We start from the raw sequence: 11,420 nt of genomic DNA, 5'->3' as shown, positions 1-11,420 counted from the left end.
CGACCCCCAGTGATAGAGCCCCCCCGCGGTCGGATAGGCCGAGGCGATCTGCCCCATGCCGAGGGCGAAGACGAGGGAGATCGCGCAGCCGATCGGCCAGCCGATGCCGATCGCCCCGCCGCCGACGCCGCTGATCGCCTGGCCGAGCGAATTGATGCCGCCGGAGAGAATGCAGATGATGGAAAAGGAAATGGCGAAATTCGAGAAGCCGCTCATCCGCCGCAGCAGCTCCTGGGCATAGCCCATGCCGTGCAGAACCTTCACGTCGTCGGAGACGTCTTGCGCGCCGCCGGCCTGACGGTGACCGTCGTGGGACATGATATGCACCCCCTGATGTCGATTTTGATGTGCTTCTTGGGCCGCCCCCTCAGTACGGCGGAAATGGGCACGATCCCACATCGATCGGTCCATATCTGGTAGAAACTGTCTCACCGAACCACAACTTCGGCAAGAGCATTGCGGAAATGACAGTCGTGTGACAGCTGTCATCGTTGCCTCTCTTGCCGCCGCTTCGCCCGGCGTGCTCAGAATGCCGCGACAAGATCCGCACGGGCCGGACGGAAGGCCCGGCGGGCAACAGGGAAACGGGAGAATTCGGCATATCATGGCGCAACCGACCCGGGCTGCGGCCCTTTCGACCAGGGCTCCCTTCACCAAAGCCGACGCCCGCAAGCTGGTCGAAGAGAGCGACTACAGCCACGTCAAGGTCGCGCTGACCGATGTCGACGGCATCCTGCGCGGCAAATACATCTCGCGGGAGAAGTTCTTTTCGGCGCTGGAGAAGGGCTTCGCCTTCTGCGACGTGATCGTCGGCTGGGACAACAACGACCAGCTCTACGACAACACCCGCTACACCGGCTGGCACACCGCCTATCCCGACGCGCCGGTGCGCATCCTGCCCGAGACGATGCGCCGCCTGCCCTTCGAGAACGACCTGCCGTTCTTCCTGTGCGAGCTGGCCGACCAGGCCGAGGCGGTGTGCCCGCGCGCCCTGCTGCGCCGCATGCTGGACAAGGCTGAGGGCATGGGCTTCAGCCTGAAGGCGGCGTTCGAATATGAGTTCTTCATGTTCGACGAGACGCCGCATTCGGTGCGCGAGAAGAACTATCGCAACCTGACCACCCTGACGCCGGGCTTCTTCGGCTATTCCGTGCTGCGCAACTCGGTGTGGTCGGATCTGTACCACGAGCTGTTGGGCACGATGCAGGCGCTGGATTGCGAGATCGAGGGGCTGCACACCGAGACCGGCCCGGGCGTGCTGGAGGCGGCGATCGCGGTCGATGACGGCTTGGCCGCCGCCGACAAGGCGACGTTGTTCAAGACCTTCACCAAGGTGATCGCCCAGCGCAACAACCTGATGGCCACCTTCATGTCGAAGTGGTCGAACGACTGGCCGGGGCAGAGCGGCCATATCCACATGTCGCTGCTGGATCCCAAGGGCAAGGCGGTGTTCCACGACCCGAAGGACCCGCATGAGATGAGCGCGACCATGCGCCATTTCGTGGCCGGCCAGGTGGCGCTGCTGCCGGAATTCCTGGCCATGGTGGCGCAGACGGTGAACGCCTATTCCCGACTGATCCCGGGCTATTGGGCGCCGACCTCGTCGACCTGGGCGGTGGAGAACCGCACCACCGCGCTGCGCGTCATCAAGGGCGGGCCGAAGAGCCAGCGGGTCGAGTTCCGCATCGCCGCCGCCGACGCCAACCCATACATCATCCTGGCCGCGGCGCTGGGCGCCGGGCTGTGGGGCATCGAGAACAAGCTGGAGCTGGGCGCGCCGGTGACGGGCAACGCCTATGCCAAGACCTTCCCGCGCAAGACCGATCTGCCGCGCACGCTGTGGGATGCGTCGCAGCGGCTGAAGACCTCGAAACCCGCGCGCAGCCTGTTCGGCGACGACTGGGTCGACCACTACGCCGCCACCCGCGAATGGGAGGAGCGCGAATTCCGCAAGCACATCACCGATTGGGAACTGGCACGGTACTTCGAGATCATCTGAGCCCAACCGTCATTGCGAGCGCAGCGAAGCAATCCAGGGCCACGACGAGCGGCCGCATGGATTGCTTCGTCGGCTTCGCCTCCTCGCAATGACGGCGAAGGGCCGGCCCCGTCACGAAGGAACCACCCATGGATCTCGGCCTGAGCGGAAAGACGGTGCTGGTCACCGGCGGATCGAAGGGCATCGGCCTGGCCTGTGCCCGCGCCTTCCTGGCAGAGGGAGCACGGGTCGCCATCACCTCACGGAGCCAGGCCAATCTCGACCGTGCCGCGGCGGACCTGCCCGGCGTGTTCGCCATCGCCGCCGACCTGACCGACGATGCCGCGGCACTGCGGGTGGTCGATGCGGTCGGGCGCGAACTCGGGCCGATCGACGTGCTGGTCAATTCCGCCGGCGCCGCCAAGCGGACCCCGGCCGAGGAGTTGACGCCAGCGGCGTGGCGGGCCGCGCTGGACGCCAAGTTCTTCTCCTACATCAACGTCATCGACCCCGTGGTGAAGCGCATGGCCGCGCGGGCATCCGGCGTGATCGTCAACATCATCGGCAATGGCGGCAAGGTGGCGTCGCCGGTCCACATCGCTGGCGGCGCGGCCAATGCCGCGCTGATGCTGGCCACGGCCGGCCTGGCCACCGCCTATGCGGCGCAGGGCGTGCGCGTGGTCGGCCTCAACCCCGGCCTGACCGAGACCGAACGGGTGGCCGAGGGGCTGCAGGCCGAGACGCGGCTGCACGGCATCTCGCTGGACGAGGCGCGACAGCGCGCCGTCTCCCGCATCCCGCTCGGCCGCCCGGCCCAGCCGGAGGAGATCGCCGACGCCGTGCTGTTCCTGGCCTCGGCCAGGGCCGGCTACATCACCGGCGTGAACATCACCATGGATGGGGCACAGTCTCCGGTTGTGGTCTGATGAGCCGTGCGGCGCAGACACCCGGCCCGGGGGTTTCCATCCCGGGCCTCGGCCTGCTGGTCGCCACCGGCCTGATGTGGGGCCTGAACTGGCCCTTCGTGAAGTTCCTGCTGACCGAGCTGCCGCCGTTTTCGATCCGTGCCGCCAGCGGCCTGATCGGCACCGCGATCGTGGTGGCGATCGCCCTGGCGCGCCGCGAATCCCTGCGGCCGCCGCGTGGGCAATGGGGCCGGCTGTGCCTGGCCGCCAGCCTGAACGTCACCGCCTGGATGGCGTTGACCACGCTGTCGCTGCTGTGGCTGCGCGCGTCGGAGACGACGATCCTGGCCTACACCCTGCCGATCTGGTCGGCACTGCTGGCCTGGCCGCTGCTGGGCGAACGGCCGACCGCCGCCCGCGGCCTGGGCCTGCTGCTCGGGCTGGCCGGCGTCGGCCTGCTGGTGGCGCACGGCGCGCCCGACGGCGTCGACCCCTGGGCCAAGCTTCCCGGCGTGGCCCTGGCCCTGGCCGCAGCGATGCTGTTCGCGCTGGGCACCGTTCTGGCCAAGCGCACGCCGGTGACCATGCCGCCGGCCGCCCTGGTGGCGTGGCAGACCGGCCTCGGCATGCTGCCGCTCGTCCTGCTCTGGCTGGTGTTCGAGACGCCCGATTTCACCGCACTGGACACGCGGAGCTGGCTGGCCCTGGCCTATGGCGGCGGCCTCGCCTTCGGCCTGGCCTATATCACCTGGTTCGCGGCGCTGCGCCGCCTGCCGGCCTCGGTCGCCACGATCGGGTCGCTGCTGGCGCCGGTGGTCGGGGTGCTGGCCTCGGCCCTGATGCTGGGCGACCCGCTCGGCCTGCGCGAGATCGGCGCCCTGGCCCTGACCCTCTCGGGCGTGGCCCTGGCCACCTTCGCCCGCTGAGAGACTATGGCACCGCTCGTTTCGCACTCATGGCCAGCAGCCCCGCGGCCAGCATCGCCAGGCGGCACACCGTCGCAATGCCCAGGCCGCCGACATCGTCTTCGGGCACGAATTCAACGATGTTGAAGCCGATGATCGGCGCGCGGGCGGCGACGCCGACCAGCAGATCGACGGCATCGCCGTAGCCCAGGCCACCCGGGGCGCGGCCAGCGACACCAGGCACAACCGCCGGGTCGAACGCATCGACGTCGAAGCAGACGACCACCGGGCGGCCGGCCGGCACGCAGTCGATGGCGTGGCCGATGCCCCGCGCCCGCAGCGTTCGCATGTCGATCAGTTGCGCCCCGAAGGCCCGCGCATCGGCCACGTCGGAGGCGCGTGCGCTGCCCTGGCCGCGGGCGCCGACCTGTACGATCGACCGGACGCCCGCCAGCTCCGAGGTCCGCCGCATCGTGCTCGACAGGCCGAAGCGCTCGCCCTGCACCTCGTCGCGCCAGTCGATATGCGCATCGACCTGCAGGATGGTGATCTCGCCCTGCGCCGCGAACGCCCGCAGAGCCGGGATCTGGACGCTGTCGTCGCCACCGAGCAGCAGGGGCGCGGCACCGCGGCCCAGCAGCGTCGCCTAGGCGGTCTCGATCCTCTCGCGATTGGCAGCAAAGTCCGCCGCACCGAAGGCGATGTCGCCGCAATCCACCATCGGCGTGCCGGGCGGCAGCAGCGGTGCGCCGAGATCGAAATCATAATGCGAGCGGCCGGCGTCATGGCCCGCGCTCGCCGCCCGGATCGCCGCCGGTGCCGCCGCGCAATGGAAGCGTTCCGAGCGATAGGGCGTCGCGCCGGGAATGCCGATCACCGCAACGGCGCCGCGCGGCACGGCATCGATGGCAGCGGCATCGCAGCCGAGGAACGTGCCGGCCATCGGTGGGGAAACAGGCATGTCGGGTGACCTCGGCTTGGATCTGGGGCAAGAACAGTATGCTGAGACGGCCGGCACCCCGGCAAGCCGGGAGTGGGTCGGCCGAGGGAGGGATCCATGGTCGAAGCATCCTGCCATTGCGGCGCCGTCCGCTTCGAGATCGACTCGGCCCCGGCCGAGGTCACCGACTGCAACTGCTCGATCTGCCGGCGCTACGGCGTGCTGTGGGCCTATTATGCGCCGAAGCAGGTCCGCCGAACGGCGCCGGGCGCGACCGACATCTACATGTGGGACGACCGGTCTCTCGAATTCCACCGCTGCGCCGTGTGCGGCTGCGTCACACATTGGTCCCCGGTCAACCCGGCACGGGACAAGATGGGGATCAACGCCCGGCTGCTCGACCTGAACGTCCTGGCCCGCGCCCGGGTGCGCCGCCTCGACGGCGCGGGGACCGAGCGGTATGTCGATGAGTGAGGTGCCCCATCTCCGGACAGTAGAACGGGTCGAGGTGCAGGGATGGTGCCCGGGCACGCCTCAAACCCGTAAGCGCGCCCGTATCGCATGATCAGAGCAAGAAGTCCCCAGCCACCAGGGCTGTCGCCGATTGCACGACGATCGCCATGTCCGCGGCCTTGTCGCCGTCGATGTCGGCCAGGACGGTGTAGACTCCGCCGCCGCCCTGCACGATCACCTCGTGACCTGAGCCGGAGAACACACCGCCGTCGGTGAAGGTGAAGGCGGTGTTGCCATTGCCGGCATTGCCGTCAGCGTCGATCGCCCAGAGATTGATGCGGTCGGCTTCGCTGTGAGCGAAGTCGGTGATCGTATCGCGGCCTGTCGCTGCGACCGTGCTGTCCGTCACATCGCGATACATGAAGATATCGGCCCCGGCTCCTCCTCTGAGCCTGTCGGCTCCGGTGTTGCCCAGAAGGCTGTTCGCGGCGGCATCCCCGATCAGCGTGTCGGCATGGACAGAACCGTAGACGTTCTCGATATCCTGATAGGTGTCGCCTCTGGCATCATCTCGGGGATCGCTACCGGCACCGAATCCTGCCGCCAGGCTGACGGTCACACCAATATAACTCGTGTGATAGTAAACCCAGTCAATTCCAGGACCACCAATTATAGTGTCTGCACCTTGGCCACCGACCAGACGATCGTTCCCCGCATCTCCGCGAAGAGTATCGCTATCATTCACACCATACAGCGCATCGTCGCCATCCCCGCCGATCAGCGTGTCATTGCCGTAATATCCATCGAGTACATCGTTGCCGGCCTGCCCGGAGAGCACGTTCGCCGCCAAAGAACCGGTCAGAACATCGTTGACGCTCGTGCCGCTGATATTCTCGACATCGACTCCGATGATGTCGCCCTCGGCATCCCCGCCCACGCCGATGCCACCGATGGTCACGGTGACGCTCGCATCCGGGATCATGCCCACACCGGTACCACCGTCATTCCCTCCATAGGTGACGGTGTCGTTTCCCTCTCCTCCGCTCAACGAACTCGGGTTTATACCGCCATGCAGCACATCGTTCCCACCAAGGCCGATCAGAATATCCCCGCCGCCATGTCCATCTAAAAAATTATCTGAACTCGACCCGGTAATGACATCCGGGAAGAGCGTTCCAATGACATTTTCAACATCTAAGCCGATCATAGCACCAGTGCTACCGGAGCCGCCGATCGTGATGATGGTGCCGTCTCCGCCATATCGATTATAATAGTCGACAGTATCGATGCCGTCGCCGCCAATCACGGTATCATGGACGGGGGAAAGATAGATCAAATCGTTTCCCAAACCGCCATTCAGTACATTCGTTCCAGCTCCGCCGCCGGCCTCAAATTCACTGCCGATCGAATCGTCGCCATCTCCGCCATTGATTATGTCATCGCCATTGCCGCCGAAGGACGTATCGTTGCCGTCACCGCCGTTCAGTGTGTCGTTGCCGTCCTGTCCATAGAGATTATCGTTTCCTCCCAGTCCGTTGATCGTATCGTCCGCCCCCGTTCCAAAAAGACTACTGTCGTTGTTGTCGCCATTGATGATGGCCATGACGCCCTCCCCGTTCGGATTGTGTGTTGCGAGACCCGCCCCCTAATTCGGCCGATATTCAGGCCGCAATTATTTTACCACCACGACCCGTTTCAATAAGTTTCTTGCATAGTTGATAAATATTTTTTATCCCGAATGCTGTTGTCAAAAGAAGAATTAAATCGAGCCCTTGAATCAGCCCGAGATGACTATGAGAAAAAACGCCTATCGGAGACTTAAGGCGTTTATCATGCTCTTCTTGTGAGAATCTGCAAGCGGCGACGGCTTGAGCACACATCACTTTGATGGCAGCCGCCAGATCCGCCTTCCGTTTGCCACCAGTGTCTGGAGGCGGCACGAGACGGCCTGCAGTGGCTGACCACCGCCAGCGCCGTCATCCTGGATACTGAACTGCCCTATCCCCTCACCCGCTCCATCACCGGATCATAGAGCGGGTCGAGGTGCAGGGTGCAGGGCACGCGTTCGGCTGCGACCTCCAGCTCGTAACTACCGGCCCCGACTGCCGCCAGATCCAGCCCGGCGGGGTCCCTGACATAGCCGAGGCCGATCGGCTTGCCGATGGTGTGGCCGAAGCCACCGCTGGACAGCCAGCCGGCGGACTTGCCGTCGCGCAAGATGGTCTCGCGGCCCAGCAGCACCACCGAAGGATCATCGACCGTGAAGGTGGCGAGGATCTTGCGTGGATTCTGACCGCGCTGCGCCTCCAGCGCCTCGCGGCCCAGGAACGGGATCGCGGTCTTCAGCTTCACCGCCCAGCCCAGCCCGGCCTCCCGCGGCGTGTGGTCCGGCCCGATATCGCTGCCCCAAGCGCGGTAGCCCTTCTCCAGCCGCAGCGTCTCGATCGCGCGGTAGCCGGCATTGGCGATGCCGAACTCGGCCCCGGCCGCCATGACGGCCTCATAGACCCCGACGGCGAATTCGGTCGGGATGTGCAACTCCCAACCCAGCTCGCCGACATAGGTGATGCGCAGTGCGATCACCGGGGCGCCGGCGATCGCCAGCTGTCGCACCCGGCCGAACGGGAAGCCGGCGTTGGAGACGTCGTCGCGGGTCAGTTTCTGCAGCACCGCGCGGGATTTCGGCCCCATCAGGCTGAGCACGGCGTAAGCCGAGGTGACGTCGACCAGATGCACGTCGGCGCCCGCCGGGATATTCCGGCTGATCCAGTCGAAATCATGGGTGGCAAAGCCGGTGCCGGTGGTGATGTGGAACCGGTCCTGGGCCAGCCGGGCGACGGTGAGGTCGCATTCGATACCGCCCTTGGCGTTCAGCATCTGGGTGTAGGTCAGCGTGCCCGGCGGCCGCGACACATCGTTGGCGCAGATCCATGACAGCGCCTGTTCCGCATCCCGCCCGACCACCAGGAACTTGGCGAAGGAGGACTGGTCGAACACCGTCACCGCCTCGCGCGTCGCCCGGTGCTCGCGCCCCACCGCGTCGAACCAGTTCGGGCGGCCGAAGGTCGGGATTTCCGCCGGCGTCTCGCCCGCCGCGGCGAACCAGTTCGGCCGCTCCCAGCCCAGCTTCTCGCCGAAGCAGGCGCCTTGCGCTTTCAGCCGGTCGTAGAGCGGCGACCGGCGCAGCGGCCGGGCGCTAGCATGCTCCTCGTTCGGCCAGGCCATGGCGTAATGCTTGCCGTAGGATTCCAGCGTCCGCTTGCGCACCCAGTCGACATCGGCCTGGGCCCGGCCGAAGCGACGGATGTCGACCGGCCACAGGTCGTAGGGCGGCTGGCCGCCGACGATCCATTCCGCCAGCGCCTTGCCGGCGCCGCCGCCGGAGGCGATGCCGACGGCGTTGAAGCCGGCGCCGACATAGAAGCCGCGCAGCTCCGGCGCCTCGCCCAGGATGAAGTTGCCGTCGGGCGTGAAGCTTTCCGGCCCGGCGATCAGCTCCTTGATCCCGGCCGTCTCCAGCGCTGGCACCCGGCCCATCGCCAGTTCGACGATCTGCTGGAAATGGTCCCAGTTCGGCTGCAGCAGCTGGAAGTTGAAGCCTTCGGGGATGCCGTCGCCCGCCCAAGCGATCGGGTTCGGCTCATAGCCGCCCATGACGAGGCCGCCGACCTCCTCCTTCCAATAGGTCAGCCGGTCGGGGTCGCGCAGGGTCGGCAGGGTGCGCGGCACGCCCGGGATCGCCTCGGTCACCATGTACTGGTGCTCGACCGACACCAGCGGCACGTTGACCCCGACCATCCGCCCGAGGTCGCGTGCCCATTGCCCGGCGCTGTTCACCGCCACCTCGCAGGCGATGCGGCCGCGGCTGGTCAGCACCGCCGACACCCTGCCGTCCCTGGTCTCGATGCCGGTGACGTCGGTGTCCTCACAGATCGTAACCCCGCCCATGCGGGCGCCCTTGGCCAGGGACTGGGTGATGTCGGACGGGTTGGCCTGGCCATCGGTCGGAAGGAAGGCGGCGCCGACCACGTCCTCGACCTGCATCAGCGGCCACAGATCCTGCGCTTCCTTGGCGGACAGCAGGTGCATCTCCAGCCCGAAGCTCTTCGCCGTGGTCGCCTGACGCTTCAGTTCGGTCCAGCGCGCCTCGGTGCAGGCCAGGCGCAGGCCGCCATTCATCTTCCAGCCGGTGGCCAGGCCGGTCTCGCGCTCCAGTTCGGTGTACAGCCGCACCGAATGGCCCAGCAACTGGGTGATGTTGGCATTGGAGCGCAGCTGGCCGACCAAGCCCGCGGCATGGAAGGTGGAGCCGGAGGTCAGCTTGTGCCGCTCGATCACCACGGTGTCGGCCCAGCCCAGCTTGGCCAGATGATAGGCGGTCGAGGTGCCGACGATGCCGCCGCCGATGACCACAGCGCGCGCCTGGGTGGGAAATTCGCTCATCTCGGCACTCACATTCTCTGGAAGTCGTCCCAGGCGGCTTCGAAGCGCCTGAGATAATCCTGGGCATAGGCGGCATAGTCGAAATCGAGCGTCGAATGGATCTCCGACACCATGCCCCACAGCACCTCGCGCAGCGCCGCGGCCGCCTTCATCGCGGCATAGCGCCGGCGCAGCTCGGCCGAGGCCGGGGCGCCGAAATACGCATCCAGCAACGTCGCCTCCTCCGCCGCCGAGAAGCCGTTGTTCGAGGCCAGGCCGCCGAGGTCGAACAGCGGGCTGTTAAAGCCGGCATAGTCCCAGTCCACCAGCCACAGCCGCTGACCGTCATCGATGAAATTGGCGGCCAGCAGATCGTTGTGGCCGAACACCAGATCGACCGGGCCGACCGCCGCCTCCAGCCGCGCCGCGCGGTCCAGCAGCATCGCCAACTCGCCATCCGGCCGCCGCCCGGAAAGCACGTGGCCGTAATCGCGCAGCACGTGGAACACCCAGAACACCATGGCCGGGCCGCGCAGATGGGACGGCATCTCGCGATGCACCCGGCGCACCAGCTCGATCACGCGCGGCGCCTGCTGTCGCACCCGCTCGGGCCCCAGCGTCTCGCCGTCGATGAAGCGGGTGACCATGACGCCGGGTTCGGCATGGATCACGGCGGGCGAAATGCCGGCCGCGGCCGCGGCGCGGCTGGCCGCCAATTCGTTGAAGCGCAGGATGTGATGGTGCGGGATGTCGTCGCCCAGCCGCACGACATGGCGCCCGGCGGCATCGTCCACCCGGTAGTTGCGGTTGGTCAGGCCGCCGGCCAGGGGCGCGATGGTGATGCGCCCGCGCCAGCACCCCAGCCCGGCGATGATATCAGATGGGTCCGACATCCTCGTCCCTCCCCGCCCGGCGTCCTGCCCGGTCCACCGACGGATAAGGCTGGGGAGGGCCAGCGTCAATCACGATCCGCGACAAAGCCACACGGAACCAAATCGATCTGTGGCCTTTCGTTGCAATGCATCCCGAGACCGTGGCGATCAGGCGGAATCTTGCGGCCGGATGCGATCGAAGCTGGACATGATGCCCGGGGCCGCCGCTATGCTGTGGCAACTATGGGACCAAGGGAACGCCGCAACGCCGATGTTGTCCAACCGATGGCAGGGCGAGATCCTGCAGGCCGTGCGCGAGGCCGGCAGCTGCAGCATCACCGATCTGGCCGGCCGCTTCGACGTGTCGACCGAGACCGTTCGGCGCAGCGTCAAGCCGCTGATCGAGTCGGGCGCCCTGGTCCGCTTCCATGGCGGCGTGATGCTGCCCGATGGGGCGGAGGAGCCGCCGTTCCAGCGCCGGATGCAGCGCAACCGCGAGGCCAAGCAGGCGGTGGCCGCGCTGATCGCCGCCCGGATCGGCGACGGCGACCCCATCATCCTCGACAACGGCACAACCTCCGCCTACGTCGCACAGGCGCTGGCGCATCACTCCCGGCTGGTGGTCGTGACCAATTCGGCGGAGATCGCCTGCCAGTTGGCGCCGCGCAACGACAACCGCGTCTTCCTGGCTGGCGGCGAGGTCAATGGCGACGATATTGCCGCCTTCGGACCCTCCGCCATCGCCTTCGTCCGCCAGTTCCAGGTGCGCTACGCCGTGCTGTCGGTCGGCGGCATCAACGGCCGCGGCGAGCTGGTCGATTTCCACCTGTTCGAGGCCGAATTCTCGCATGCCGCCATGGCCCAGGCGGCCGAGACCTGGGTGATCGCCGACCACACCAAATTCGGCCGCGAGGCGCCGGTGAAGGTGTGCAACCTGACCGATAT

At 66.8% G+C, this 11,420-nt stretch carries 12 protein-coding genes; 5 read left to right on the top strand and 7 right to left on the bottom strand.

The window, feature by feature from the left end; all coding sequences use genetic code 11:
- The coding region (locus AC3XYG_RS22965) for a hypothetical protein (RefSeq protein WP_489142187.1) at window positions 1–399 on the bottom strand (399 nt) is incomplete at its 3' end.
- Window positions 400–604: 205 nt separating this feature from the next.
- Between AC3XYG_RS22965 and AC3XYG_RS22960 the strand changes: the two genes are divergently transcribed.
- The 3 genes from AC3XYG_RS22960 to AC3XYG_RS22950 all read left to right on the top strand — a co-directional run bounded on the left by AC3XYG_RS22960 (window position 605) and on the right by AC3XYG_RS22950 (window position 3,809).
- Window positions 605–1,999 (top strand): glutamine synthetase family protein, encoded by a 1,395-nt coding sequence (locus AC3XYG_RS22960; protein WP_489142186.1) that lies wholly within the window; start codon window positions 605–607, stop codon window positions 1,997–1,999.
- Window positions 2,000–2,127: 128 nt separating this feature from the next.
- Window positions 2,128–2,904, top strand: a complete 777-nt coding sequence (locus AC3XYG_RS22955; RefSeq protein WP_489142185.1) for an SDR family oxidoreductase — start codon at window positions 2,128–2,130, stop codon at window positions 2,902–2,904.
- The gene (locus AC3XYG_RS22950; RefSeq protein WP_489142184.1) at window positions 2,904–3,809 is read left to right on the top strand and encodes a DMT family transporter; all 906 of its coding nucleotides are present in this window, start codon (window positions 2,904–2,906) and stop codon (window positions 3,807–3,809) included. Before AC3XYG_RS22955 ends, AC3XYG_RS22950 begins: the two co-directional genes overlap by 1 nt.
- Window positions 3,810–3,813: 4 nt before the next feature.
- On the opposite strand, the gene AC3XYG_RS22945 is transcribed toward AC3XYG_RS22950, so the two are convergent.
- Window positions 3,814–4,425, bottom strand: a complete 612-nt coding sequence (locus AC3XYG_RS22945) for an arginase family protein (RefSeq protein ID WP_489142188.1) — start codon at window positions 4,423–4,425, stop codon at window positions 3,814–3,816.
- A gap of 9 nt (window positions 4,426–4,434) precedes the next feature.
- Window positions 4,435–4,749, bottom strand: a complete 315-nt coding sequence (locus tag AC3XYG_RS22940) for an arginase family protein (RefSeq protein WP_489142183.1) — start codon at window positions 4,747–4,749, stop codon at window positions 4,435–4,437.
- Window positions 4,750–4,845: 96 nt separating this feature from the next.
- On the opposite strand from AC3XYG_RS22940, the gene AC3XYG_RS22935 reads away from it, so the two are divergent.
- Window positions 4,846–5,202: a GFA family protein gene (locus tag AC3XYG_RS22935; protein WP_489142182.1), complete on the top strand. Its 357-nt coding sequence runs from the start codon at window positions 4,846–4,848 to the stop codon at window positions 5,200–5,202.
- A 91-nt stretch (window positions 5,203–5,293) separates the two neighbouring features.
- Here the strand turns inward: AC3XYG_RS22935 and AC3XYG_RS22930 are convergent, their stop codons facing one another.
- From AC3XYG_RS22930 to AC3XYG_RS22915, 4 genes are read right to left on the bottom strand one after another with little or no spacing between them, the layout of a single operon-like run.
- Window positions 5,294–6,784, bottom strand: coding sequence for a calcium-binding protein (locus AC3XYG_RS22930; protein ID WP_489142181.1), 1,491 nt, complete (start codon window positions 6,782–6,784; stop codon window positions 5,294–5,296).
- Between the two features lie 58 nt (window positions 6,785–6,842).
- The gene (locus AC3XYG_RS22925; RefSeq protein WP_489142180.1) at window positions 6,843–7,121 is read right to left on the bottom strand and encodes a hypothetical protein; all 279 of its coding nucleotides are present in this window, start codon (window positions 7,119–7,121) and stop codon (window positions 6,843–6,845) included.
- A 58-nt stretch (window positions 7,122–7,179) separates the two neighbouring features.
- The gene (locus tag AC3XYG_RS22920) at window positions 7,180–9,624 is read right to left on the bottom strand and encodes a GcvT family protein (RefSeq protein ID WP_489142179.1); all 2,445 of its coding nucleotides are present in this window, start codon (window positions 9,622–9,624) and stop codon (window positions 7,180–7,182) included.
- Between the two features lie 8 nt (window positions 9,625–9,632).
- Entirely contained in the window at window positions 9,633–10,496 is an 864-nt protein-coding gene (locus tag AC3XYG_RS22915) for a phosphotransferase (RefSeq protein ID WP_489142178.1), read from the bottom strand.
- Window positions 10,497–10,746: 250 nt separating this feature from the next.
- Here AC3XYG_RS22915 and AC3XYG_RS22910 point away from each other — a divergent pair.
- A partial coding sequence (locus AC3XYG_RS22910) for a DeoR/GlpR family DNA-binding transcription regulator (RefSeq protein ID WP_489142177.1) occupies window positions 10,747–11,420 on the top strand: 674 nt, incomplete at its 3' end.

This window comes from Inquilinus sp., from assembly GCF_057815775.1.
This window is presented reverse-complemented; position numbering and strand designations above follow the sequence as displayed.

Bases quoted from the DNA above. Each gene is read 5' to 3' on its own strand.
- AC3XYG_RS22920 (WP_489142179.1), bottom strand. From the start codon at position 9,624: ATGAGCGAATTTCCCACCCAGGCGCGCGCTGTGGTCATCGGCGGCGGC.
- AC3XYG_RS22950 (WP_489142184.1), top strand. From the start codon at position 2,904: ATGAGCCGTGCGGCGCAGACACCCGGCCCGGGGGTTTCCATCCCGGGC.
- AC3XYG_RS22915 (WP_489142178.1), bottom strand. From the start codon at position 10,496: ATGTCGGACCCATCTGATATCATCGCCGGGCTGGGGTGCTGGCGCGGG.
- AC3XYG_RS22955 (WP_489142185.1), top strand. From the start codon at position 2,128: ATGGATCTCGGCCTGAGCGGAAAGACGGTGCTGGTCACCGGCGGATCG.
- AC3XYG_RS22935 (WP_489142182.1), top strand. From the start codon at position 4,846: ATGGTCGAAGCATCCTGCCATTGCGGCGCCGTCCGCTTCGAGATCGAC.
- AC3XYG_RS22940 (WP_489142183.1), bottom strand. From the start codon at position 4,749: ATGCCTGTTTCCCCACCGATGGCCGGCACGTTCCTCGGCTGCGATGCC.
- AC3XYG_RS22930 (WP_489142181.1), bottom strand. From the start codon at position 6,784: ATGGCCATCATCAATGGCGACAACAACGACAGTAGTCTTTTTGGAACG.
- AC3XYG_RS22960 (WP_489142186.1), top strand. From the start codon at position 605: ATGGCGCAACCGACCCGGGCTGCGGCCCTTTCGACCAGGGCTCCCTTC.